18 protein-coding genes and 1 tRNA gene are annotated in these 25,314 nt (G+C 67.9%); 8 read left to right on the top strand and 11 right to left on the bottom strand.

What is annotated here, in order from left to right; all coding sequences use genetic code 11:
• Positions 1-21: 21 nt before the first annotated feature.
• Positions 22-1,839: a putative bifunctional diguanylate cyclase/phosphodiesterase gene (locus tag GJV26_RS01105; RefSeq protein WP_155706909.1), complete on the bottom strand. Its 1,818-nt coding sequence runs from the start codon at positions 1,837-1,839 to the stop codon at positions 22-24.
• Between the two features lie 713 nt (positions 1,840-2,552).
• On the opposite strand from GJV26_RS01105, the gene GJV26_RS01100 reads away from it, so the two are divergent.
• On the top strand, positions 2,553-3,359 hold the full coding sequence (locus GJV26_RS01100; protein WP_155706906.1) for a PEP-CTERM sorting domain-containing protein: 807 nt from the start codon (positions 2,553-2,555) through the stop codon (positions 3,357-3,359).
• A gap of 335 nt (positions 3,360-3,694) precedes the next feature.
• Positions 3,695-4,273, top strand: coding sequence for a TMEM175 family protein (locus GJV26_RS01095; RefSeq protein ID WP_155712168.1), 579 nt, complete (start codon positions 3,695-3,697; stop codon positions 4,271-4,273).
• 154 nt (positions 4,274-4,427) lie between these two features.
• On the opposite strand, the gene GJV26_RS01090 is transcribed toward GJV26_RS01095, so the two are convergent.
• Together GJV26_RS01090 and GJV26_RS01085 are read right to left on the bottom strand one after the other, a co-directional pair.
• Positions 4,428-5,120, bottom strand: a complete 693-nt coding sequence (locus tag GJV26_RS01090; protein ID WP_155706904.1) for a YoaK family protein — start codon at positions 5,118-5,120, stop codon at positions 4,428-4,430.
• Positions 5,120-5,941, bottom strand: a complete 822-nt coding sequence (locus tag GJV26_RS01085; RefSeq protein ID WP_229427963.1) for an alpha/beta fold hydrolase — start codon at positions 5,939-5,941, stop codon at positions 5,120-5,122. The genes GJV26_RS01090 and GJV26_RS01085 overlap by 1 nt, the downstream gene beginning before the upstream one ends.
• 180 nt (positions 5,942-6,121) lie before the next feature.
• Here GJV26_RS01085 and GJV26_RS01080 point away from each other — a divergent pair, with 180 nt between their 5' ends.
• Both GJV26_RS01080 and GJV26_RS01075 read left to right on the top strand, forming a co-directional pair.
• On the top strand, positions 6,122-7,171 hold the full coding sequence (locus tag GJV26_RS01080) for an MBL fold metallo-hydrolase (RefSeq protein ID WP_155706900.1): 1,050 nt from the start codon (positions 6,122-6,124) through the stop codon (positions 7,169-7,171).
• 126 nt (positions 7,172-7,297) lie between these two features.
• A complete protein-coding gene (locus tag GJV26_RS01075) occupies positions 7,298-7,795 on the top strand; it encodes a hypothetical protein (RefSeq protein ID WP_155706898.1) in 498 nt (165 codons plus the stop codon).
• A 23-nt stretch (positions 7,796-7,818) separates the two neighbouring features.
• Here GJV26_RS01075 and GJV26_RS01070 read toward each other — a convergent pair whose 3' ends face one another.
• From GJV26_RS01070 to fdnG, 8 genes are all read right to left on the bottom strand, one after another.
• The gene (locus GJV26_RS01070) at positions 7,819-9,615 is read right to left on the bottom strand and encodes a vWA domain-containing protein (protein ID WP_155706896.1); all 1,797 of its coding nucleotides are present in this window, start codon (positions 9,613-9,615) and stop codon (positions 7,819-7,821) included.
• Between the two features lie 99 nt (positions 9,616-9,714).
• A tRNA-Sec gene (locus GJV26_RS01065) sits at positions 9,715-9,810 on the bottom strand.
• A 21-nt stretch (positions 9,811-9,831) separates the two neighbouring features.
• Entirely contained in the window at positions 9,832-11,733 is a 1,902-nt protein-coding gene (gene selB, locus GJV26_RS01060) for a selenocysteine-specific translation elongation factor (protein WP_155706894.1), read from the bottom strand.
• Positions 11,730-13,142: an L-seryl-tRNA(Sec) selenium transferase gene (gene selA / locus GJV26_RS01055; protein ID WP_155706892.1), complete on the bottom strand. Its 1,413-nt coding sequence runs from the start codon at positions 13,140-13,142 to the stop codon at positions 11,730-11,732. The genes selB and selA overlap by 4 nt, the downstream gene beginning before the upstream one ends.
• Positions 13,139-14,167, bottom strand: a complete 1,029-nt coding sequence (gene fdhE / locus GJV26_RS01050) for a formate dehydrogenase accessory protein FdhE (protein WP_155706890.1) — start codon at positions 14,165-14,167, stop codon at positions 13,139-13,141. Before fdhE ends, selA begins: the two co-directional genes overlap by 4 nt.
• Before the next feature lie 160 nt (positions 14,168-14,327).
• Entirely contained in the window at positions 14,328-15,005 is a 678-nt protein-coding gene (locus GJV26_RS01045) for a formate dehydrogenase subunit gamma (protein ID WP_155706889.1), read from the bottom strand.
• Positions 14,992-15,915 carry a formate dehydrogenase subunit beta gene (fdxH, locus tag GJV26_RS01040; protein WP_155706887.1) on the bottom strand — a complete coding sequence of 308 codons (924 nt, stop codon included), beginning with the start codon at positions 15,913-15,915 and terminating at the stop codon, positions 14,992-14,994. Before fdxH ends, GJV26_RS01045 begins: the two co-directional genes overlap by 14 nt.
• Positions 15,916-15,938: 23 nt before the next feature.
• A complete protein-coding gene (fdnG, locus tag GJV26_RS01035) occupies positions 15,939-19,010 on the bottom strand; it encodes a formate dehydrogenase-N subunit alpha (protein ID WP_155706885.1) in 3,072 nt (1,023 codons plus the stop codon).
• Positions 19,011-19,343: 333 nt separating this feature from the next.
• Between fdnG and fdhD the strand changes: the two genes are divergently transcribed.
• The 4 genes from fdhD to GJV26_RS01015 all read left to right on the top strand — a co-directional run bounded on the left by fdhD (position 19,344) and on the right by GJV26_RS01015 (position 25,304).
• Positions 19,344-20,192 (top strand): formate dehydrogenase accessory sulfurtransferase FdhD, encoded by an 849-nt coding sequence (fdhD, locus tag GJV26_RS01030; RefSeq protein WP_155706883.1) that lies wholly within the window; start codon positions 19,344-19,346, stop codon positions 20,190-20,192.
• 66 nt (positions 20,193-20,258) lie between these two features.
• On the top strand, positions 20,259-22,301 hold the full coding sequence (locus GJV26_RS01025) for a DUF4132 domain-containing protein (RefSeq protein ID WP_155706881.1): 2,043 nt from the start codon (positions 20,259-20,261) through the stop codon (positions 22,299-22,301).
• An 88-nt stretch (positions 22,302-22,389) separates the two neighbouring features.
• Positions 22,390-22,641 carry a hypothetical protein gene (locus tag GJV26_RS01020; RefSeq protein ID WP_155706879.1) on the top strand — a complete coding sequence of 84 codons (252 nt, stop codon included), beginning with the start codon at positions 22,390-22,392 and terminating at the stop codon, positions 22,639-22,641.
• A 200-nt stretch (positions 22,642-22,841) separates the two neighbouring features.
• Positions 22,842-25,304 carry an ABC transporter permease gene (locus GJV26_RS01015; RefSeq protein ID WP_155706877.1) on the top strand — a complete coding sequence of 821 codons (2,463 nt, stop codon included), beginning with the start codon at positions 22,842-22,844 and terminating at the stop codon, positions 25,302-25,304.
• Positions 25,305-25,314 lie beyond the last annotated feature (10 nt).

The raw sequence follows: 25,314 nt of genomic DNA, 5'->3' as shown, positions 1-25,314 counted from the left end.
CTGGCGGCAACGGCCCGCCGCTCAGCTGCTCGCGAACAGCTCGCGCACGTCGCCATGCAGCGCCGGCTGCCGGGTACGCTGGCCCCAGGCGCGCAGCAGGTCTTCCACGCCCCGCGGCGGCAGCGCGGAACAGAAATACCAGCCCTGCACGCAGTAGGCATGCTCGTGGCGCAGCCAGTCCAGGTCGACCTGCCGTTCCAGGCCTTCGCACAGCAGTTCCGCATCGGAGACCTCGGCCACGCCCTGGATCAGGCGGAACAGGCTGGCCGTGACGGCGCTGTCGGCCACGCCGTGCACGAAGCGGCGGTCCACCTTCAGCCGGTCGAACGGCAGCGAGCCGATCGCATCCAGGTTCGAGTAGCCGATGCCGAAGTCGTCGATCGCGATGCGCAGGCCGAGATCGCGCAGCGCCGCCACGCGTTCGCCCAGCGCCTCGGGGGCTTCCAGCAGCTGGCTTTCCGTCACCTCCACCTCGAGCAGGGCGCCGGGCAGCCGGTATTGGGCCATCAGGGCCTTGATCTCCTCGGGCAGGCCGGGATGCAGCAGCGACGAGCGTGAAAAGTTCAGCGACACGGGCACCTGCGGCAGGCCGGCGTCCATCCAGCCGCGCATGTCGCGGCAGACCTGGCCCATCACCAGCATGTCCAGGGCATAGCTGTTGCCCGAGCTTTCTGCCAGCGGGACGAACACCGACGGCGACACCGTACCGCGCTGCGGATGCTCCCAGCGCACCAGCGCCTCGAGCCCGATCAGGTTCTGCTTGGCGAAATTCACCTGCGGCTGGTAATGCATCGACAGCCGTCCGGCCTCGGGCTGGCCCTCCAGCACGCCGAGCAGGTCGTGCAGGAAACCCGAACGTTCGCGCATTTCGCTGCCGTATTCGCGGATCACCGAGAAGCTGGCCATGTCGCCGATGCTGGCCGCGGCCGTTTCGGCCATGTCGAGCAGCGCCGCCGCCGCTACGGGCGAGGGCAGGCGTTCGCGCACGATGCCGATGCGGGCATGCAGTGCCTGCGTGCGGTCCGACGGCAGCGTTACCGGCACATCGATCGCGTGGCACAGCGCTTGCAGGCGGTCCATGCCCGAGAGGCCCAGCAGCGCGAACGCGAAGCGGTCGCCGCCCAGGTGGGCCACCAGGCTGTCGGCACCGGCCCAGCCGACGACGCGCGCCGCGATCTCGGCCAGCGTGGCATCGCCGGCGCCGCGGCCATACACTTCGTTGATCTGGTGGAAACCGGTGAGGTCGATGTAGCCGACCGTGAGTTCCCGCCGCCCGGCCTCGCCCTTGGCATGCTGCAGGTGCTGCACGAACGCGCCGCGGTTGTACATGCCGGTCACCGCATCGCAGTAGCGCAGTTCGAGCGTGTCGGTGACCAGCCGGGCCAGGCCCTGCAGCATCGTGCGCTGCGCGGCATCGACCTGGCCCGGTTGCAGCCACATTACCCACAGCGTGCCGAGCTGGTAGCCGCGGTTGCCGTACAGCGCGACGCCGGCGTAATGGCGATAGTGCGGGGCGCGCCGCACGATCGGCTTGGCCGCCGACCAGTCCTCGACCAGCGCATCCTCCACTTCGGAAAAGTCGCTCTCGCATGCCACCAGGTCGCTGCAGAACGATTCGTCGCGCGGTATTTCGCGCAGCGCGATGCCCACCGTGACCGGCAGCCAGATGTGCGAATGGTAAACGAGGCTGATGCCGCCGATGTCCGCGCCCATCGTCTGCACGGCAAGCTCCACGATGAAGCGCAGCTGCGGATCGGGCTTGTCCAGCGCGAGCTCATAGCGCGACAGCTCCTGCACCCGCCGCTGCTCCGACTCGTTCCCCTCGATCCGCGTATCCATTTCTACTGATGCTCCCTCGATCCGATGTGGCGTAGCTTACGGAGGTTTCGCCGGTGGCGCAACCGGCGTCCTGTTCATGCAAGCAAACGTGCCGATGCCGACGGGTTGCAGCTGCGCCGGACTTCGCTGTTCTTCCGCGTTGTGATCTGCACCGGCAAGACGCACCGGCCGCGGGCATCGCCCACCAGGTGATACCCGCGGCCGGCAGGCAACGTATGGGAATTCGTTGCCGACGATCGATGCGGCGAAGGAGGCCGGGCCGGGGATGCGCGCGGACGAAGGTCGGGTAATCCGGGATTTCAGTCCGGGCTGGCGACCCTCGACTCGGCCCGCATGCATCGGGGTAACGGCGTGGAGGAAGCATCCTGTCCGGGAGCATCGACTATCTGCACAAGAGTTCGCGCGCATTCCGGCAAGACTCTGCGGTCAACGTACTTCGGGCCGAGCGGCGCGAACAGGGCTAGGGCCACATTCGCGGCACGCATGGTTCAAGCGAATGCAGATTATTAGGAAATATCCGTACCGCGGCGCCAAACATGCCCATCGAGTAAATGGGCGTCATTTCGTTGCATATACGCTCGTTTATCGCACTTAGGTACATCCATCCGTTGCTTCATCAAGTACGGCGCTTTAGAATAAAAAATGGTAATTTTGTTAATTTAACCCTGCTTACTCGACTCGTTGTCGATCTGCGATAAACCGGAGAAATAATAGTGTTCCATCTAGTCAAACCTGCCTTTGCCGCTGCATTGGCGCTCTCGATCCTGACACCGGCGACAGCCCAGATCACAGGACACTCGGGCTTTTCGGATATTCAGTTCAGCGTGCAGGACCTGACACCGGCGGACGACCGGATCGCAGGATTCGAATTCGGTCCCAGAACCAGCCATTACACTGCCAGCTACCACATAGGATGGGGCAACACGGATTCCGTTGTGGTTGATCCAGTACTGCCGGTGCCCGTGCATCGGGCGCTGCAAAGCCAGGGTGCAGTCGTGGAATTTTATAGTGACGGAGCCGGTAGCCTTGCTTCGTCATTTGGCGTTGACCCCGAACTTGATGAATCGTACGACTTGGCGTCGACTGCCTCGCAAGTCCAGACCATCCTGTTGAAGGCGCACACCGCATTGACCGTGGGCGGTAATGCCTACAGCTTTCTGAATCGCTCGAATGTCACGTTCAGAGAACATACCACGGATTTCAGTTCGCGAATCGGCGCCAGCCTGGACTTCATTTCACTGGCGGCGCCCCGGCAGCATTTTCAACAAGAATTCGCTCTGGCAGTGGACGAACGCGGCGATAACTCCATCCAGGAGTTCTCATTTTCTGCAGTCAATAACAATGATTACGACATTGAAATAGCATTGTCCTTCAATGTATCCACTGCATATGAAGGAGCCACCGTTTCGGCCGTACCGGAACCGGGTAGCTGGCTGATGCTGGGGGTCGGTGTGCTTGTTCTTGCAGGCCGTGGATGGGGTCAAGCTCGCGTGACGCGACTCAGGGAAGCACTGATTTAATCCTGGTGGGAGCGAATGGTCCCGAAAATGTGCCAGGCAAGACATAAATCATTGTCAATACCGGGATATTGGCGATGATTTGCTGCCCAGCATGGCGCTTATTCTCGGGGCCATGCCCCTTCCATAAATAAATCAGTGGTTCCCAGGGACGCGGGGGAAGCGCAAGGGGCCATGCGATCGCAAGCCTGCAATGGCGGCTCTGCCTTCCGGGCGTTGTGCCGCATCCCGGTGCGGCACTAAGATGGTTACTCCGATTTAACTGGATCGACATTGGAGTAAGCATGCTGGAAGGAAGTAAGGAAAATCACTTGGCAACGGGTGGCAGTACGCCGCCGATGGGCAAGTCGCGCCTGGAAGCGTTCAGCGACGGCGTCATCGCGATCATCATCACCATCATGGTGCTCGAACTGAAGGTGCCGCACGACCCCACGCTGGAAGCACTGCTGCCGATGTGGCCCCTGTTCTTCAGCTACGTGCTCAGTTTCGTCTACGTGGGCATCTACTGGAACAACCACCACCACCTGCTGCAGCTGGCGCGCAAGGTCGACGGGCGCGCATTGTGGGCCAACCTGCACCTGCTGTTCTGGCTGTCGCTGATTCCGTTCATGACGAACTGGCTCGGCGAGCAGCACATGGCGGCGTGGCCGATGGCGCTGTACGGCGTGGTATTGCTCATGAGCGCCATCGCCTACGACCTGCTGGTGCGCAGCCTGGTGCGGCTGCATGGCCCGCAGTCGGCGCTGGCCCATGCGATAGGCCGCGACACCAAGGGGTGGGTTTCGGTCGCGCTGTACGCCGCGGGCGTGCCGCTGTCGCTGTGGCAGCCGCTGGTCGGTGCGGCGTTCTACGTGGGGCTGGCGCTGGTGTGGATCAGGCCCGATCCGCGGGTGGAGCGTACCGTGGGCCGGGATTGAAGGGAGATGATCGAAGGCGGGGGGCACGGATAGGGGGCAGGTGTCTGACACCGCTTTTCGGCAGCCCGTCCAATGCATGGGAAAACCGGTGTCCGACACCAGATGCTGAAAGGCCGCGGCACTGCCGCGGCCCGGTCATCGGAAAGGAGACTGATCAGGCATGCGCCGGGTTCGGCACCGGCCACCGGAACGTCATCAGCAGCGCGATGGCGGCGATCGGCGCCAGCAGGCACCAGAAGCCGAAATGCACGTAGCCGGCGCCGCCGAGAATGCAGCCGACGGCGAACGCCAGCACGGGCCACACGAAGCGGATGAATTTCTCGCGCGCGGCCGGCGTGGCATGGCCGGTGGCCAGGTCCGTCATGTCGATCAGCAGTTCCGTCACGTTGCCGGTCATGACCGTGGTCGGCGCGATGCGGGAGAACTGCAGCTTGCCGGCGGCATTGTGCACGCCCATCGCGGCGGCGCCGAGCATGCCGGTGACGAGCACCAGCGGCGCATCGGGGCTGTCGATCGGCGCGGCCAGCAAGGCCGTCGCCATGAAGGCGGCCAGCAGCACCAGCTGCATCGACAGCATGGGACGGATCGGCACCGTGCCCTTCCGCTCGCAGGCGTTGCCGAGCAGCCGGGTCGCCACCACCCCCGCGCCGAAGGCGGGGAAGGCGAGGCATTTCAGCAGCAGCGTGGTATGCGAGGGATGGGTCAGCGTGGCGCCGATCAGCACGAAGTTCCCCGTCACGTGCGCCGTGAACAGGCCATACAGCGCGACGAAGCCGGCGGTATCGACATAGCCGGCCAGGGCGCCCAGGCAGATGCCGAGGAACAGGTCGCTGGGCGTTACCCGCATCAGGAACGCAGGAAGGCCAGCAGGTCCGCGTTCAGGCGGTCCTTGTGGGTGGTCGGCAGGCCGTGCGGCGCGCCCTCGTACACTTCCAGGCGGCCCTGCGGCAGGATCTCGACGGCGCGGCGCGCGGTGGCGGCGATCGGCACGATCTGGTCGTCGTCGCCGTGGATCACCAGCGTGGGGATCGTCATCTTCTTCAGGTCCTCGGTGAAGTCCGTTTCCGAGAACTGCTTGATGCACGCGTAGGCGGCGCGGATGCTGGCCTGCATGCCCTGCAGCCAGAACGTGTCGCGCACGCCGGACGATTCCTTGGCGCCGTCGCGGTTGTAGCCGTAGAACGGCAGGGTCAGGTCCTTGAAGAATTGCGCACGGTCGTTCTTCACGCCGGCGCGGATGCCGTCGAACACGTCCAGCGGCACGCCGTGCGGGTTGTCGGCGCCCACCAGCATGCGCGGCGTCACGGCACCCACCAGCACGGCGCGCTTGACGCGGTCGGTGCCGTGGCGGCCGATGTAGCGGGCGACTTCGCCGCCGCCGGTCGAGTGGCCAACGAGCGTGATGCCGTGCAGGTCCAGCGCCTCGATCACGGCCGCCAGGTCGTCGGCGTAGTGATCCATGTCGTTGCCGTGCCAGGGTTTGCTGGACAGGCCGTGGCCGCGGCGGTCATGGGCAACCACGCGGTAGCCGTGTTCGGCCAGGAACAGCATCTGGTCTTCCCAGGCGTCGCCCTGCAGCGGCCAGCCGTGGCTGAACACGACCGCCGGGCCGTCGCCCCAGTCGGTGTAGCGGATGATCGTGCCGTCGCGGGTGGTCACGGTGTTGATGGTGCGTTGTGCGGTCATGGCGTCCTCTTGAACGTTGGTTGTGATGCTGGGCATTGTCGGCAATTTACGGCTTGCGCAACACTGCACTAAGGGAGAGGGAAGGGCGCCACGGCAGGGGGTTCTGGCGGCGCCGCCGGTACAGCACACTGCCGGCACCGACCATTTCCAAGAGGCTTCGCCATGTCCGCTCTTTCCCGTACCGTCGCGGTGCGCGCCCTGTGCGCACTGCTTGCCGCCGCCGGCCTGGCCGTCGCCACCGTGGCGCAGGTGCATGCCGCCGCGCCGTTCGCCGCTGCGCAGGCGCCCGGCTGGTACCGCGTGGCGCTGGGCCGCTACGAAGTGACGGCGCTGCTCGACGGCACCCACCCGTTTCCCGCCCACGAGGTGCTGACGCGCGGCGCGGCCAGCTTGGACAGCACCGATCCGGGCCTGGCGGACAAGCTGCTGGCCGCGGCGTGGCTGAAGGCGCCGGTGGAAGGCTCGATCAACGCTTTCCTCGTCAACACCGGCACGAAGCTGATCCTGATCGACAGCGGCGCGGGCGCGCTGTACGGCGCGGACGGCGGCCACCTGCTGGACAATCTGCGCGCGGCCGGCTATGCGCCGGGTCAGGTCGACGAAGTACTGCTGACGCACCTGCACGCCGACCACGTGGGGGGCGTGGCGCTGGGAGCGGCCGCCGCATTCCCGAATGCCGTGGTGCGCGTGAACGCGCGCGACGCCGCGTACTGGCTGAGCACCGGCGAGCAGGCGAAAGCGCCGGCTTTCCTGCGCGGCATGTTCGACGGCGCGATCGCATCGCTGAAACCCTACATCGCCGCCGGGCGCTTCAAGCCCTTCGATGCCGCGGACCGGCTGGAGCAGGGCATCACGGCGCAGCCGTCGCCCGGCCACACGCCGGGGCACACGGCCTACCTGGTCGAAAGCGACGGCGAGCGGTTGCTGGTATGGGGCGATACGGTGCACGTGGCGCCGGTGCAGTTTCCCGATCCCGGCGTGACGGTGAAGTACGACAGCGATGCCGCGCAGGCCGAGGCGAACCGGCGCCGCTGGTTCGCCGAAGCGGCGCAACGGGGCGACTGCGTGGCGGCGGCCCACATCTCGTTCCCCGGCCTCGGCCATATCGTGCCGGGAGCGGACGGGTATCGCTGGCTGCCGCTGAACCATGTGGCGCGCGCACCAGTGCCGGGGGGCGTGCCGTTGCCCCACCCGTGCGCGCGGCCGCTCTGACAGGCGGCTTGCGCCGACCGGCGCACAAGGCTTTCTCCTACGCACTAAAACTGGGCGGGGTGACACAATGACACCACCATACCGGCAGCGTGCCGGCGCGTTACGAGAACCCAAGAGGAGAACACCATGCATACCAAACTGATCGCCGCCGCCACCCTGGCGGCCCTGGCCTATGCCGGCGCCGCGTCCGCGCAGAGCCATTCCGTCACCAACATGGCCAATCCGCCGCAAACGCAGTCGGACAGCAAGGCCGCCACCGAAGCAACGCCGGGCAGGTCGGCCACGGCGCACAAGAACACGAACAAGCAGCCGAACAAGAACGCCGGCAAGGATGGCGGCAACCGCGGCAATCCGTCGGGTTCAGCAAAGACCGGTGCCGGCAACGATGCCACGGGCAATGCCAAGCGCAATGCCGACGGCGGCGGCAAGGTCGAGACCAGCGGCGATTCGATGACCGGCGAACGCACCGGAGCCGGTTCCAGCGCAACGGCCACGACCGGGATCGGCGCCGGCAACGGCGACCAGGGCGCGGAAGGCGCGATGGAAATCAAGCCTTCCGAGGCCTATACGAACCCGGTCGAGCGCCGCGCGCTGGACGAGGCACCGAAGAGCGGCAAGAAGTAACCCGGCGTTTCGGAACCGCGGGCTCAGCGCCGCAGCGGGACGATCATGCCCGGCGCGCCCTGGCTCACTTGCGGGCCCGCCTTGTCGAGCGACTCCGCCATGCGCACCAGCTTGACGAATTCGGCACGATAACCCTGCGGGTCCTGGCCGCGGGCCCCGTTGGCGAGCGCGGCAATGTCTTCATACCCCATGTCCGCCAGTTGCGGCTCGCCCCGCAGCCGCTGGCCGAATGCGGCCACGGCGATGGCGAAGCGCTGGTCTTCCGGCGCCGCATCGAAACGCACGCGCGCGGAAGCGGCGCGCACCGGGTGTTCGAGTTGCCGGCTGGCCGATTCGCCGGGCAGCTTGTAGCGCAGCTTCACGAAGCACAGCTCGTCGCCGCCTTTTCCTTTGCCGCTTTCCCTGTTCTTTCCGTCGGCGGGCCGGTTGCCGCCATACCGCGGCGGATCCACCAGTCCGGCCGCGGCACCGGCCGGCGTGATCTCGTAGATCGCGGTCACCGTGTGGCCCGCGCCGATGTCGCCGGCATCCACCTTGTCGTCCTTGAAATCCTGGCGCTGCAGCATCCGCGTTTCATAGCCGATCAGCCGATAGGCGGCAACCTGCGCGGGATTGAATTCGACCTGCAACTTGACGTCGTTGGCGATCGGGAACATCGTCGAGCCCAGCTCCTCGCCCATTGCCTTGCGCGCTTCCAGCAGCGAATCGACATAGGCGGCGTTGCCGTTGCCCGACTGCGCCAGGCGCTGCATCAGCGCATCGTTCAGGTTGCCCGCCCCCACGCCCAGGATCGACAGGTAGACGCCGGTCTTGCGCTTGTCCACGATGAATTTTTCCAGTTGCCGGGGATCCGTCATGCCGAGGTTGAAGTCGCCGTCGGTGGCCAGGATCACGCGGTTCACGGCCTTCGGGTCGAAGTGCCTTTCAGCCAGTTCATAGGCACGCTGCAGGCCCGCCTCGCCGGCCGTTCCGCCGCCGCCGTGCAGCGCCGCGATGGCATCGGCAATCTTGCCCCGCTCCTTGCCCGCGGTCGGCTCCAGCACCACGTGCGTGCCGTTGGCATACGTGACGATGGCCACCCGGTCTTCGTCGCGCAACTGTTGCGCGAACAGGCGGAAGGCCTGCTGCAGCAGCGGCAGGCGGTCCGGCGGCATCATCGAGCCCGACACGTCGACCAGCAGTACCACGTTGGCACGGGGCCGCTCCGCCACGTCGATGTCGTACCCCCGCACGGCGATGTGCATCAGCTGGTTGCCCGCTTTCCACGGACTCGGCACCACTTCCGTGCTGATGGCGAAAGGCCTCGCGCGGTCGCGGGGCGCCGTGTAGCGGTAAGGGAAATAGTTGACCATCTCTTCGACCCGCACGGCCGCCAGGGGCGGCTGCTGGCCGGCCGACAGCATGCGCCGCACGAAGGCATACGACGCCGTGTCCACGTCGGCGCTGAACGTCGATACCGGCTGCTCGGCGACCAGCACGGCCTTGCCGGCCTCCTTGTCGGGGAATTTGTCCGTGCCTCCGGGCAGGAAAACGGGGCCGGGCACGATGTACGGCGCGTGTGGTGCCCGCAAGGCGATCATCGGCCGCGCCGTGCCGGGCGCCACGCCCGCCATGCCGCCGAACGAAGGCGCGGGAGCCGGGGGAGCGGGCGGGGCGGGAGGCGTGACGGGGGCGGCGGGAGCGGCGGGATGGGTCATGTCCGGCCCCGGCGACGGCGCCGGCGCGGCAACGTCGGCCTGGCGGCTGGTATCGGTACTGCAGGCGGAAAGCAACAGCATGATACTGCCGAGTGCGGCAGCGGTGGGGACGGGGAATTTCATGGCGGGCCTCACGGAGTGGGAACTCCGGCCAACATGCCAAAAAGGCATTGCCCGGTCAACCGGCGTTACAACTCGCAACGGGTGCGGGCCGCGAAAGACTGGCGGAAGGCAGAAAGAGTCGAACTTACAGAGGAACGTCTGACGCCCCTCACCGGGTTTGAAGCCCGGCCCCATCACCGGATGAGAATGCCTTCCTCGGTGTGCAACGCCACGGCATCAACCGGGGTCGGGCCAGTGCGCGTTGGGCCGCACCAGGTGGCTGTTGCGGACGCGGCGAGTATAGCCGACGCGGTCGAAATACTCCAACACCTGGATCGCGCGCTTGCGGCCCAGGTTCGTGGCGTCGCGGAAGCTGGCGGCCTGCGTGTCCGGCAGCGTGGCGACGATACGCGCCATCTCCGCCAGCGCACGCGGGTGATAGAACAGGTCCGGCACCACCTGCGACAGCTGGCCGGCGCGGGCCAGCTTGCGCAGCAGCCGCCGCACCTCGTCTTCCGGCACGCGGCAGTCCTTCGCCAGGTCGCGCACCCACGGCGGGTCGAACCGGCCCTGGCCGATCGCCGCCAGCAGCGGCGCGGCCAGCGCCTCCTCTTCCTGCGTCAGCGCCACGCTGTGGCCCGGCAGGTGCAGGCTGTGGCCGCGCTGCGCGATCGTGCCGGCCGCCAGCATCCGCGCCGCCAGCGCGGACCACAGCGCGTCTTCCGCATCCGGCTGCGCCATCCGTTTCAGGCGCCACAGCTCGGGGCCGGCGTCGTCCGGCTGCTTCGCGTGGAAGCCGGCCAGCGCTTCGAGTACCGATCGTTCCAGCCCCGCCAGTGCCGCTTCGGCGATCCACAGTTCGTCGCCGCCGGACAGCGGCAACCGCAGGCAACCCGGCGGCAACGGCATCGCGTCGACCGGCAGCTGTGTCAGGCGTACCAGCGTGGCCGCGCGCGCACCCTGCGGGCTTTGCGCCAGCAGTGCCGACACGTCGCCGCTGTCCACGTAGGCCTGCAGCGCATCGAGCCACGCCAGCCGCGCGGGACTGCGGCGCTTGCGCGCGGCGCCGAACGGGTCGAGCACGATGCCGCCGCCGATCGTGTGCGTGGCCTGCGCATTGCGCACGACGAAGCGGTCGCCCGGCATCGCGTGCACCGGCACGTCGAACACCAGTTGCGCGCGCGCGGGCAGGCCCGGCTGCACGGTATCGGCGTCCAGCGGCACGATGTGCGCGGTGTGGTGGGAAGCGCCAAGGTGCACGTGCACCGGCGACCATGCTTTCAGCACGCCGCTTTTCGCGCCACCCGCCAGCGTGAGCCGCGCGTCGAGCCTTTCCGAACAGGCGGCAAGGGCCGGGGCGACGATCCACGTGCCCCGTTCGATGTCTTCCTTCGCCACGCCGGCCAGGTTCAGCGCCAGCCGCTGGCCGCCATGGCCCTCGGTGGCGCTGCGGCTTTGCGCATGCATGCCGCGCACGCGCGCCTGCCCGCCGCCCGGGGCCAGCGCCAGCACGTCGCCGACCGCCACGCGGCCGGACAGCGCCGTGCCGGTGACCACCGTGCCCTGGCCGGACAGCGTAAACACGCGGTCGACGCCGAGCCGGAACAGGCGGCGGTCGTCGCGCGACGGCAGCGCGCGTGCCACATCGGACAGATGCCGGAGCAGGGCGGCCACGCCGGGGTCGCCCGGCTGCGTGGCGGCGGTGCGGAACATGGGGGCGCCCGAGAACGGCGTGCCGGCCAGCAGCGCGGCGATGTCACGCTCCACGGCGGCGATGCGCTGCGCATCGGCGCGATCGGTTTTCGTCAGCGCCACGGCGCCGCGGCGCACGCCCAGCAACTGCAGGATGGCGAGATGCTCGACGGTTTGCGGCATGATGCCGTCGTCGGCGGCGATCACCAGCAGCGCGCAGTCGATGCCGGTCACGCCGGAGGCCATCGTGCGGATGAATTTCTCGTGGCCCGGCACGTCGATCACGCCGAGTATGTCGCCGCCCGCCAGCGGCAGGTAGGCATAGCCCAGCTCGATCGAGATGCCGCGCGCCTTTTCCTCTTTCAGGCGGTCGGTGTCGACGCCCGTCAGCGCCCGGGTCAGCGTGGTCTTGCCATGGTCGATATGGCCCGCGGTACCGACGATCATGCGGCCGCGCCTTTCAGCAGCGGCAACTGCCCGGCGAACTCCTCCGCATGCGCCTCTTCGAGGCAGCGCAGGTCCAGCCACAGCGTATCGTCGGCGATGCGGCCGATCACCGGGACAGGCAGGCCGCGCAGCCGGCGTTCCAGCACGCCGAGGGGATTGCCGCGCGTGCCGGGCGCGGCCCGCACCGCCAGGCCGAAGCTGGGCAGCACGTCCACGGGCAGGGCGCCGCTGCCGATCTGGCTCGTCACGGGTTCGGCGGCCACCGTGTAGCTGTCGCCCAGCGCTTCCTGGAACGGCACCTGCAGCCTCGCGGCCAGCGCGCGCATCGCCTGCGCGGGGCGGGTCAGCAGGCGCAGCGTGGTCAGGCGCTCCGCCAGCAGGTCCGGCGCGTGGTACAGCGCCAGCACCGGCTCCAGCGCGGCGAGCGTGAGCTTGCCGACGCGCAGCGCGCGCTTCAGCGGATTTTTCTTGATCGCCGCGACCAGGTCGCGGCGCCCGGCGATGATGCCGCACTGGGGGCCGCCCAGCAGCTTGTCGCCGCTGAAGGTGACGAGATCGGCGCCGCCTTCGATGGTTTCCCGCACCGTGGTCTCATGGGGCAGGCCGTATTTTTCCAGGTCCACCAGCGTGCCGCTGCCCAGGTCCACCGCCACTGGGAGATTGCGTTCGCGCGCCAGCGGCACCAGTTCGGGCAACGTCACTTCCTTGGTAAAGCCGGTGATCGCGTAGTTGCTGCAGTGCACCTTCATCAGCAGCGCGGTGGCGCCGTTGATGCCATCCGCGTAATCCTTCAGGTGCGTGCGGTTGGTGGCGCCCACTTCGCGGAGCAGGGCGCCGGCACGCGTCATCACGTCCGGGATGCGGAAGGCGCCGCCGATTTCCACCAGCTCGCCGCGCGAGACGATCACTTCGCGGCCGGGCGCCAGCGTGTTCAGCATCAGCAGCACGGCGGCGGCGTTGTTGTTGACGACCGTGACGGCTTCGGCCCCGGTCAGTTTCAGCAGGTGCTCCTCGACGAGCGAATCGCGATCGCCGCGCTTGCCCGTTTCAAGGTCCCACTCGAGGTTCATCGGCCAGCGCAACGCATCGGCCACCGCCTGCACGGCGACGTCGGGGAGCAGGGCGCGGCCCAGGTTCGTGTGCAGCACCGTGCCGGTCAGGTTGAACAGCCGGCGCAGCGGCGAGCGGTTGGCCGCCGCGAGCCGCGCGGCCAGGGCGGCCAGCACGGCCGGTTCCGACGCATCGGCCGCGCCGCCTTCGAGCAGCGTGCCGCGCAGGCTGGCCAGCACGTCGCGCAGCGCACCGACGGTCTGTTCGCGGCCGTATTCGGCCACCAGCGGCTCGCAGGCCGGCGCCGCCAGCAGCGCGTGCACGGCCGGCAGCCTCACGTTCCGGACCGCTCCCGTCATGCCGGCGTGCCCAGCCGCAACAGCGGGTTGCCGCTGGCGCGCGCGTAGCCCAGCTCGGAAACCAGCACGTCCAGCACCAGACTGGCCAGATCGTCGGCCAGCGGGTCCACGTTGTAGTCGTGTTCCTGGTTGAAGATCTTGCGGTACGAGTGGCACTCGTCGCACGTTTCGGCGCGCGCCACGCGGGTGGGGTCGTTGGCCTTGTTCAGCATCTTGCCTTCTTTTGCCGCGGCCACGTTCTCGGCCACCGGGTCGGCATCCGCGGCGGTCAGGCCCTGGTAGGCAACCTTCGAGTTCGCCTCGCAGCACGAGCACTTCACGCGCACCATGTGCCATTCGCTGGCGCAGACCGCGCAGTGCAGGTAGCGGTAGCCCTGCGACTGGCCGCCGATGCGGATCACACTGGCCACCGGGTGCGAGCCGCAGACGGGGCACAGCGTGCCGGTGACGAGCGGCTGGGCCCAGCGCTCGTCGAGCTGCGCGGCCATCACGCTCCATGTCACCTGCAGCGCGGCGGCCACGAACGGCGCCTGCGCCGGTTCGATGCCTTCGGCGAATTCGCCGAGCACCGCGTCGGCCGCGCCTTCCAGCTGCGCCTCGGTCAGGCCGCGCAGGGCGTCCAGGGCGGTCAGCAGTTGCGGCTGACCGGCGACCCGGGCTTCCAGCCGGTCCAGGATCGCCGCGAACACGGCGCGCCACTCGGCCGGGCGCGCGCCCGTCACCGGCAGCGGCGGCATGTTGTGTTCGTGCGCCACGCGCATCAGTTCCTGCCCCGGCAGCGGCACGCCGGCCGGCGGCAGCGTCTTCACGACATCGGCCTGCGCCTGCACCAGCTCGGCCATCAACCCGACGTAGCTGGCCAGGGCCTCGTCGACGGGAATGCCCTTGATGCTGTTCGTCGCCAGCTGGCGCAGCCGCTCCGCGCGCGCCGCATACAGTTCGGCCGGCCGCGGCAGCAGCAGGCGGGGAATGGCGGTGTGGTCGAGCGACTCGATCTCGCCCGGTTCTAACAGTCTCTGTACCAAGATAACTCCAGTGTTTCCAAACACCGGGGGCGGACCCCAATTCAAGGAAATATTTCCAAATCCTGGGGTCTGACCCCGGTTTTAAGCAATAAAAAGCCGGGCCACGCGGGCCCGGCCAATTTTAGACGAATACGCAAAGGCGCGTCATTCGCCTCCTTGCTCAGCGGTTACGCTTGCGCACTTCGTCCTCGAACCAGCGCGGGTGGTGCTTGCGCGCCCAGCCCCAGGTGACGGTGCCGCGTACCATCGCGCCCATCGAGCCCTTGATCCAGATGCCGGCGTACACGTGCACGATGATCGACATGATGATCACGAACGCGAAGAACGCATGCAGCAGCGAGGCCACGCGGATCAGGCCGATCGGGAACAGGTGCGAGAAATACGCGCGCCACATCACGAAGCCGGTCAGCAGCAGGCCCAGCATCGAGACGATCAGGGCCCAGAACAGCAGCTTCTGGCCGGCGTTGTACTTGCCGATCCGTGGCAGCTTTTCCTCGCGGTTGGCCAGCACGTCCGGCATCTGGCGCAGCCACTGGCGGTCCGACGCGTCCAGGAAGTTGTGATGCCAGAACCGGATCACGAGGATCAGGAACGATGCGAACATCACGAGGCCGATGAACGGATGCAGGATCCGCGTCCACTGGCCGCCGCCCAGGAACACCGCCATCCACGACATGGCGGGGTGGAACAGGGCCAGGCCGGACACCGCCAGCAGCACGAACGTGATCGCCGTGATCCAGTGGTTGGTACGCTCGTTCGGCTTGTACCGCTGGATCAGCGGGTGGCCGTCCTTGTCCTTCAGGATCTCGTCGTGCTTCAGGCTCTCATCGTGTTTCATGACGTTCCTCCGCTATGCGCTGCGCGTCGTGTACCGCTTCCTCTTCTTCCTTGCGGCTGACCTCGTTAGGGCCGACGCGGGTGTAGTGGAAGAAGCCGGCCAGCGCCGCCGCCGCCATGCCGGCCAGGGCCAGCGGCTTGGTCAGCCCTTTCCACGCGCCCACGACGGGGCTGATGGAAGGATTGTTGCGCAGACCGCTGTACAGCGCCGGACGGTCGGCATGGTGCAGCACGTACATCACGTGCGTGCCGCCCACGCCGGCCGGGTCGTACAGGCCGGCGTTCTCGTAGCCGCGCGATTTCAGGTCCTCGATCCGCTCGGCCGCGTGCGTCTTCATGTCTTCCTTCGTGCCGAAGACGATCGCACCGGTCGGGCAAGTTTTTACGCAGGCCGGTTCCTGGCCCACGCCCACGCGGTCCGAGCACAGCGTGCACTTGTAGGCGCGGTTGTCCTTCTTCGAGATGCGCGGCACGTCGAACGGGCAGCCGGTCACGCAGTAGCCGCAGCCGATGCAGTTTTCCTGGTGGAAGTCGACGATGCCGTTGGTGTACTGCACGATCGCTCCCGGCGCCGGGCAGGCCTTCAGGCAGCCCGGTTCCTCGCAGTGCATGCAGCCGTCCTTGCGGATCAGCCATTCCAGGTTGCCGTCGTTGTTCTCGTGTTCCGCGAACTTCATCACGGTCCACGATTGCGGCGTCAGGTCGATCGGGTTGTCGTACACGCCGATGTTCTCGCCGACGTCGTCGCGCAGGTCGTTCCATTCCGAGCACGCCGTCTGGCATGCCTTGCAGCCGATGCACTTCGATACGTCGATCAGCTTGGCGACGGTGCCGGTGACGGGCTCGCGGGCAACCGGGGGCTGCACCGTGGTGGCGGAGATCCGCTTGATGTCTAGAGATTGTAATGCCATGAGTGATAGTCCTTTAACCCGCCTTAAGCCTTCTCGACCTTCACCAGGAACGACTTGAATTCCGGTGTCTGGGAATTGCCGTCGCCCACGACAGGGGTCAGCGTGTTGGTGAGATAGCCCGGCTTGGTCAGGCCCTTGAACCCGAAGTGCAGCGGAATGCCGACCGTGTGCGTGACCTTGCCTTCGATGGTCAGCGCCTTGATCCGCTTCGTGACCACGGCTTTGGCCACGATCACGCCGCGTTTCGACGACACTTTCACCTTCTGGCCGGCCACCACGCCGATTTCCTTCGCCAGCGCCTCGCCGATTTCCACGAACTGTTCCGGCTGCGCGATCGCGTTCAGGCGGGCGTGCTTGGTCCAGAAGTGGAAGTGCTCGGTCAGGCGATAGGTCGTCGCCACGTGCGGGAATTCCTTGTGCGTGCCCATCTGGGCCCGGTCGCCCGGGAACACGCGGGCGCCGGGATTGCTGGTCGCCTTCGGATTCTTCGGGTGCATCGGGTTGTAGCCCAGTGGATTCTCGAACGGCTCGTAGTGCTCGGGGAACGGACCTTCGTTCATCTGGCCGCGGGCGAAGAAACGCGCCACGCCTTCGGCATTCATGATGAACGGGTTCATGCCATTGGCCGGGTCCTCGTCCAGCTTGAAGTCCGGCACGTCCGCGCCGCTCCACGTGGTGCCGTTCCAGCCCACCAGCTTGCGGGTCGGGTCGAACGGCTTGCCGTTCACGTCGCACGAGGCGCGGTTGTACAGCACGCGGCGGTTCGCCGGCCATGCCCAGGCCCAGCCCAGCGTGTTGCCGATGCCGGTCGGGTCGGAGTTGTCGCGGCGACCCATCTGGTTGCCCGCGGCCGTCCAGCTGCCGGCGAAGATCCAGCAGCCCGACGACGTCGAGCCGTCGTCCTTCAGCTGCGAGAAGCTGGCCAGCTGTTCGCCCTTCTTCAGCAGCACCCTGGTCGGGTCCTTCGGATCGGTGATTTCCTTCAGCGCCTTGCCGTTGAATTCCATCGCCAGTTCTTCCGGCGTCGGGTGCGCCGGCTGCGCATACGGCCACGTCAGGTTCAGGATCGGGTCGGGGAACTTGCCGCCTTCGGTCTGGTACATCTTGCGCAGGCGCAGGAACAGGCCGGACATGATCTCGATGTCGCCCTTGGCCTGGCCCGGCGGTTCGGCGCCCTGCCAGTGCCACTGCAGCACGCGCGACGAGCTCACCAGCGAACCGCGTTCCTCGGCGAAGATCGCGGTCGGCAGGCGGAACACCTCGGTCTGGATCTTGGTCGGGTCCACGTCATGGAACTCGCCGTGCGGTTTCCAGAATTCGCCCGTCTCGATGGCCAGCGGGTCCATGATCACCAGGTACTTCAGCTTCGACAGCGCCTCGGTGACCTTCTGCTTGTTCGGCGCGGACGCCAGCACGTTGAAGCCCTGGCAGAAGTAGCCGGTCATCTTGCCCTGGTGCATCAGTTCGATCGTCTGCAGCAGGTCGTACGGCTTGTCCAGCTTCGGCAGGTAGTCGAAGGCCCAGTTGTTTTCCTCGGTGGCGGCATCGCCCCACCAGGTCTTCATGAAGCTCACGTGGAACTTCTTGTAGTTGCTCCAGTAAGACAGCTGGTTCGGGCGCAGCGGCTTCGGTGCCCGCGCGTCGATGTACTTGTCGAAATCCTGCTCGGCGTCGAACGGCAGCGTCATGTAGCCCGGCAGCAGGTTCGACATCAGGCCCAGGTCGGTCAGGCCCTGGATGTTCGAGTGGCCGCGCAGCGCGTTCATGCCGCCGCCGGCGATACCGATGTTACCCAGCAGCAGCTGGACCATCGCGCCCATGCGGATCGTCTGCGCGCCGGTCGAGTGGTGCGTCCAGCCCAGTGCGTACAGGATCGTGCCGGCGCGGCCGGGCACGGCCGTGGACGCGAGCGTCTCGGCGACCTTGTGGAACTGTTCGGACGACACGCCGCACACGCGTTCCACCATTTCGGGCGTGTAGCGGGCGTAGTGGGCCTTCATCAGCTGGTACACGCAACGCGGATGCTGCAGGGTCGGGTCGACCTTGGCAAAACCATCCTCGCCGATCTCGTAGTTCCAGCTCGACTTGTCGGTGTACTTGCCGGCGGTGGCGTCGTAGCCGGAGTAGATGCCGTCGTCGAACGCGTAGTCTTCGCGGACGATGAACGACATGTCCGTGTAGTTGCGGACGTATTCGTGCTGGATCTTGTCGTTCGTGATCAGCCAGTTGGCGATCGCGCCCAGGAACACGATATCCGTGCCGGTACGCGTGGCAACATAGTAGTCCGCCACGGACGCAGTACGGGTAAACCTCGGGTCCACCACCACGAGCTTGGCCTTGTTGTGTGCCTTCGCTTCGGTGACCCACTTGAAACCACAGGGGTGCGCTTCGGCGGCATTGCCGCCCATAACCAGAATCACATCGGCATTTTTAATGTCGACCCAGTGATTCGTCATCGCTCCACGGCCAAACGTCGGGGCAAGACCTGCCACCGTCGGACCGTGTCAAACACGCGCCTGGTTATCGAATGCGAGCATCCCGAGACTGCGCACAGTCTTGTGGGTGATATAGCCGACTTCGTTGCTGGCGGCCGAAGCGGCCAGGAAGCCGGTGGTGAGCCAGCGGTTGACGGTCACACCATCGGCGTTCTTCTCGATGAAGTTCGCGTCGCGGTCGGCCTTCATCAGCCGGGCGATGCGGTCGAGCGCGTCGTTCCACGAGATCGCCTGCCATTCGGTGCCGCCCGGTGCGCGGTATTCCGGCACCTTCAGGCGGTTCGGCGAATGGATGAAGTCGATCAGGCTGGCGCCTTTCGGGCACAGCGTGCCGCGGTTGACCGGGTGGTCGGCGTCGCCCTCGATGTGGATGATGCTGGCGGCGGCGTTCTTCGAGCCATCGCCCAGGCCGTACATCAGCAGGCCGCAACCGACGGAGCAGTAGGGGCAGGTATTGCGGGTTTCGGTCGTGCGCGCGAGCTTGTATTGCCTGACTTCGGCCATGGCCGTAGCCGGCATGAAGCCCAGCGCCGCGATGCTCGAACCCGCGATGGTCGCACCAGTTACCCGAAGGAACTGGCGCCTTGACATCTGGTTCATTGATAATCCTTTGTAAGGAGTTTATTTCAGCAGCACATAGATGTTATCACCGCGCAGAATATATTTTCACAGTGAAACTCAATAGAACGAGCGTTCAGATAGGGGACTACGTGTTATCCCTTATCAAAAAACGACGGAATATTTGAATAGAAAGCATGATCTTGCTCAAAATATCATTAAATTAAATGAGAATCACTTTCATTGATGGGATAGCCGGATTGGCTGTCAAATGTTTTTAAAACCGCCTGTATGGTTTCACGGAGAAACGGACGGTAACCGGCAGGGCCGTTCGCCGTGTGGCATCATTGCCGTCCCTCCTGAACGAGTTGCGCCATGATCGACGATTCCGCCACCGCCTGTCCCGCCCCGTCCGGCGGGGAGCCGCCACCCGCCACCGAACGGCGCAACGTGCTGCGCGTGCGGGGCGACGACATCACGCCCGCGGAAGACGTGCTGGCCGACGAGGTGCCGGTGGCGCTGGTCTACAACGGCATCTCCCATGCGGTGATGATGGCCACCCCGTGCGACCTGGAAGACTTCGCGCTGGGTTTTTCGCTCACCGAAGACCTGATCGATCACGCCGGCGAGTGCTATGGCATCGAGATAGAAGCCGGCCCGGCCGGCGTGGCGGTGCACCTGGACATCGCCAGCCGCGCCTTCGCCGCCTTGAAGGAACGCCGCCGCTCGCTGGCCGGGCGCACCGGCTGCGGCCTGTGCGGCGTGGACAGCCTGGACCAGGTGTACCGCACGCTGCCGCAGCCGGCGGGCACGGCGATCCTGGCTGGCCACGCCGTGCGCGCCGCGCTGGCCGCTTTGCCCGAGCGGCAGGCGCTGAACCAGCTCACCGGGGCCACGCACGCGGCGGCCTGGTGCGACCTGGCGGGCGGGCTCGCGGTCGTGCGGGAGGACGTGGGGCGCCATAATGCGCTGGACAAGGTCGTCGGCGCGCTGGCGCGCGATCGCGCGCTGCGCACGGGCGACGGCTTCGTCCTCGTCACGAGCCGTGTCAGCGTGGAGATGGTGCAGAAGGCCGCCATGGCCGGTGCCGCCGGCATCGTCGGCGTGTCGGCGCCGACGGCCGCGGCGGTGCGCATGGCGGCCGGGGCGGGGCTGGTGCTGCTGGCATTTGCCCGCGGCGAAAAGTTCGTCTGCTACACGGGGCGGGAAAAGCTGTCCCCGTGACATTGCGTGAGTTTGTGCGGAACCCCGATGCGGCACAATCGCCGGATCTCCCCACCGGACCAACCGATGTCGACCTACGCCGCGCTGCACGCCCGCCTGACCAGTCCCGCCCCCGATCACGTCCGCTTTACCGGGCCCGCGATCGACATTGCCGGCATCACCCCAGAGGAACTGGGCACGTTGTGGCCGCTGCTGCATGCGGCGCGGCGCGAAAAGACGCTGCAGCCGCTGGCCGACGACGTGTTCCGGCAGGTGGCGCAGGCCGGGATGGCGCCGGCGCTCGACAGTGCGACGCTGGCGGCCACGCTGCGGGTATTACACGGTGCCGGACATTGGGGCGTGAGCCTGGCGGAACAATTTGCCTGCTTCGCCGGCGCGCCCACGGCGGAGCTTGCACAGGCACTGGTTCCGATGCTGTCGAACGAGGCCGGATGGGCACGGGGAAGCCGCCAGCGGGCGGCACTGCTGATCCTTGCCGGCGCGGACGAGGCGCTGGCCGGCCTGGCGCAGGTCATCGAGGGCGCCTATGGCTCTTCGCTCACTGCGCGCGAATTCGCGGTCCTGGCGACGCTGGGGCGGCGCGCCCTCGTGGCCCTGGCGGCGGTGGAAGAATTCAGCCCGGACGATGTCGCGGCACGCCGCTGGCTCGAACTGGCCGGCGAACTCGGCCAGGAACCCGCCTACATGGAATTCGCCCGCGACGCGCTGGAGGCGGCCGGGGACGCGGCGCAACGCGTGCAGTCCGGCGCCGTGCCCTACAAGCCGGACGCCGCCTTCACGCCGGACGACGCCCGGGTGCTGGGCCTGGCGGCGCGGGCGGCGGCGGCGGCCGATGCGCCGTGGTACGGCGACGCCATCACGCGCCTCCTGCCGGCAGTCTGCGTGGCGCCCACCGCCGCGAAGACGGTGCCCTCCCAGGCGCTGACCACGGCGCTCGGGCACGCCATCGAAGCCGTGCCGACGCCGGAAAGCGTTGCCGCGCTGCGCGAGGCGTCGCGGGTGGTGCGGCATGCGGGCCTGAAGAAAAAGCTGGCCCGCAACGTCAAGCCGGCCGAACGGGGCCTGGCGGCACGCCCCGAGGTGGCGCTGCGCCTGGGCGACGTGGGCCTGCCGCCGAAGCAGCAGCGCGCGCTGCTGGCCGCATTCTTCGACACGGCGCTGTGCCGGCCGTTCACGCTGCCGTACGGCGAGTGGCGCGCGCGGCTGCTGGCCGGCGCCGTGATGACGGACCATGCGCGCGCCCTGGTCTGGTCGGCCGGCGCGGCATTCATGCTGGGCGACGGCGACGTGCCGGTGGATGCCGGCGGACGCCCGCTGGTTTTGCCGGACGATGCGCCCGTCACGCTGTGGCACCCCGTCGAGTCCGGCGAAGCGGAGCGCGAAGCATGGCGCGCCCACGTGCTGCGGCATCGCCTGCACCAGCCCGTGCGCCAGGTCTTCCGCGAGTTCTACACGCCGCGGCCGGACGAGGACGACGCCTGCGGCCATTTCGCCGGCTACGAACTGGGCACGGTACGGTTGCTCGGCCTGGCAAGGCGCGAAGGGTGGAAGCTGGACGGCGGCACCCTGACACGGCGCTTCGGCGACGTGCGCGCCGCATTCCGCATGTCCTGGGCGCTGTATCCCGGCTGCGACGGCACGGTGGCGACGGAAACCATCGACTTCACGCGCGGCCCGATGGCGTTGCCGGTGCGCGATGTGCCGCCGCGCGTGCTGTCCGAGGCATGCCGCGCCGCCGACCTGCTGGTCAGCGTGGCGGCCGTCGCGCTGGAATCGGAAGAACTGGAGTGGCCGCGGCTGCGGCTGCTTTCGAACGGGTCCGGCGTTCATGCGGTGCGCCGCCAGGTGCTGGAACGCCTGCTGCACGCCCAGATCGCGGCGGGCAGGGTTGCCATCGAAGGATTTCATGTGCATGCCGGCGGGGCACGGGTCAGCATGCGCACCGGGCGCGTGATGCGCGACGGCGCGCCCGTCGACCTGGCGCTGAAGCCGGCATCGAAGAAGCTCGGCGCGGTGCCCTGGCTGCCGTACGACGAAGCGCTGCTCGAGCGGGTGGTGCACAGCGTGGCCGCCTTGCTCGATGACGACCATGCGCCGGCTTGCGGTTGACATGGGGCGTAGGCTGACACGCTTGTGGGATGTGTGCTGACGTGGCCGGGGTGCCAATCTTGGTTTAATGGCGTCAAGGAATCCCACCATGGACAAACATTACGCCAGCGGCGGCACGCCGCACTACAAGCTCGGGCTCGACAAGGTCGAGATGGACGCGGTGCTGGAAGCATGCGAGCTGGTCGGGCGCGTGCTGCAGGCCGCCGAGCCGGAGCTCAATGTCCGTTCGGCCGCCAGGTTGCTGAGCGAGGCCACGCGCAACGAATACCACGACGAACCGCTGACGCGATCGATCCTCGTGGAGGTAGCGCGCGCGCTGCAGCGGCGCGGCGCGTCGTAAGGACATGCCGGCCTGCGCCGGCGCCCGCGGCACTGTCCGGAACCGGACAGCGACCTGACCGGTTCCGGCCGGCCGGCGCCGCGCGGTACGCATCCCCGCGGCCGCGCCAGCCATGGCACGCAAGTTGCACTGTTTCTCTCATTTCATTGCTACAGTGAAGGGATGGGAACGATGACAGCAACCGGCCTGCGGCGGTGCCGATGACCCGCCAGGACAATCCACATCTGCTCTCCCTGCTGATCCCGGCCGTGCGGCGCGCGTTGCCGGGCGGCCGCTGGCAAACCGTGCTGGCCGTGGGCGGGCTCGCGCTCGGCCTGGCCGTGTTCACGCTGCTGAGCGGTTTCGTGTGGCATGCGTGGAGCGTCAACGCCCACCTCCCCAACGGCCTGTATATCATCAAGCAACGCGACAACACCGCCACCCGGGCGCAGTGGTTCGACCAGGCGCCGATGGCGCTTGCGCGCACGGCGGCGTCGCTGCCCGGTGTTGCCGGCGCAACCGTGGTGGTCGGGTTGCGGCCGGAACTGACGGGCTTGACCGTGCGGGCCGGCAACAGGCTGGTGCCGCTGCAGGGCCTGGCTGTGTTGCCGGGTTTTGCCGGCATGCTGGGCTTGCGCGCCATCGATGGCGATGTGGAAGCCGCCCTGGCGCGTCCGGACGGCATCGTGCTCACCCAGGCCACCGCGATGCGTCTGTTCGACACGGTCGATGCCGTCGGCCGCACGCTGCGCGCGGAAGGGCAGGTGCTGCGCGTGGCGGCCGTCCTGGCGCCGCAGCCGGGGCCGACCACGCTGCCGTTCGACGCGCTGGCCGGCGTGGCCAGCGCCATCGTCGACCCGGCGATCCGCGAAGAGATGCTGACCGGCCGGCAGGGTTGGCCCGGCAAGGTGCTGGTGCGGCTGCGGCCGGACGGCCGGCCCGAAGCGGTTGCCGCCGCGCTGCAGGCGGCCGTCGGCCACCTGCCCGGGATGCAGCGGCACAGTCCGGACGTACTGGCACGGCTGGCCGGCCGCGAGCCGCTGGAAGTTGGGCTGGCGTCGCTGCGCGCCGCTTACTTCGACCATGCACTGGGCAGCAATTTCCATTGGCGCGCGGGCGAGCGCGCCAACCCGGCACTGGTGGGCGGCCTGAGTGCGGTGGCGCTGCTGATCCTGGCGCTGGCCGGCGCCAATTACGTGAACCTGGCGGCCGTGCGCGTGCTGCGCCGACAGCGCGAACTGGCCGTTCGCAAGGTGCTGGGCGCCCGTGCCCGCGATATCGCCGCGCAATGCGCCGCCGAAGCGATGACGGTCGTGCTGGCCGCCACGGTGCTTGGCCTGCTGCTGGCATGGCTGGCGCAGCCGGCCTTCGTGGCGCTGGCCGGACGTGAATTGCCCGGCATGCTGTCGGCCGGCCACATCGCGGGCATGCTGGCAACCGCCATCGCGCTCGGCTGCGCCGCCGCCGTCTATCCGGCCTGGCTGGCGTTGCGCGTGCGCCCCGACAGCGTGCTGTCCGGCAAGCCGGACACGGAATCGCCGGGCGCCGCCCGTGCCCGCCGCGTGCTCGCCGTGCTGCAGCTGGCGGTGGCGATGGGCGTGGCCGGCGTGGCGCTGGCGATCGCCTGGCAGACGCGCTACGCCGCGCAGGCGGCGCCCGGCTTCGACCCGTCGCACCTGACGCTGGTCGACATGCCGGAACAGGCCCGCTTCAGCGACAAGGCGCGCGGCCTGATGGCGGCGCTGGCGGCGCAACGGGATATCGACGGCGTTGCCGTGTCGCTGGATGCCGTCGGCCGCAGCGAAGACAAGGTCGACCGCGCGTTTCAACGACCGGGCGGCGGCAGCGCGTCGCTCGACGTGCGGTGGGTGGGGGCGAACTTCTTCACGCTGTACGGCATCCGTGCCCGGTCCGGGCGCCTGTTCGACGCGCGCCTGGACCGCGACGACGATCCCGGCCCGCTGGTGCTGAACGAAGTGGCCGCGCGCGCGCTCGGCTTCGCCGATCCGGCGCAGGCGCTGGGCCAGACGGTGCTGTTCCGCGACTGGGACGGCAAGACATCGCCGCGCCGCGTGATCGGCATTGCTCCGCCGCTGCGCTTCCAGTCGTTGCGCGAGCAGCCGCGGCCCGTCGCATTCGAGCTGTCCACCGCGGGCGCCACGCTGACCGTGCGCTCGGCATTGCCTGCGGCGCAGGTGGATGCGCTGGTGCGCCGGCTCTGGCCGCGCTTCTTCCCGGACGCGCTGCCGCGCATCCACCGTGCCGGCGACGTACTCGTTCGTAACTACGCCGACGATGCGCGCCTGGCGCGGCTGCTCGCCGTCGCGGCCGGCGTGGCGCTGCTGCTGGCCGCTGCGGGGTGCTACACGCTGGCGGCGCACACCGTGCAGCGGCGCGCGAAGGAAATCGTGCTGCGCAAGCTGCATGGCGCCCCCGGCGGGGCGATCGGCCTGCTGGTGCTGCGGGAAACGGGCATGCTGGCATTGCTTGCGGCCATTGCCGGCCTGCCGGTGGCCGCGCTCGTGATCGAACGCTACCTGGCGGGTTACGTGGAGCGGGCGCCGGCCGGGCAATGGGCGCTGCCCTGCGCGCTGGCGGCAACGGTGGCGGTGGCGCTGGCCGCGGCCGCGCGCCACGCGTGGCTGGCCATGCGGGCCGCGCCGGCCCAGGCGCTGCGGGTGTAAAGCTCCACAG

The sequence above is a fragment of the Pseudoduganella dura genome (assembly GCF_009727155.1).
GTDB lineage: Bacteria > Pseudomonadota > Gammaproteobacteria > Burkholderiales > Burkholderiaceae_D > Rugamonas > Rugamonas dura.
The sequence above is the reverse complement of the archived record's forward strand: the minus strand, read 5'-3'. Positions and strand labels throughout refer to the sequence as shown.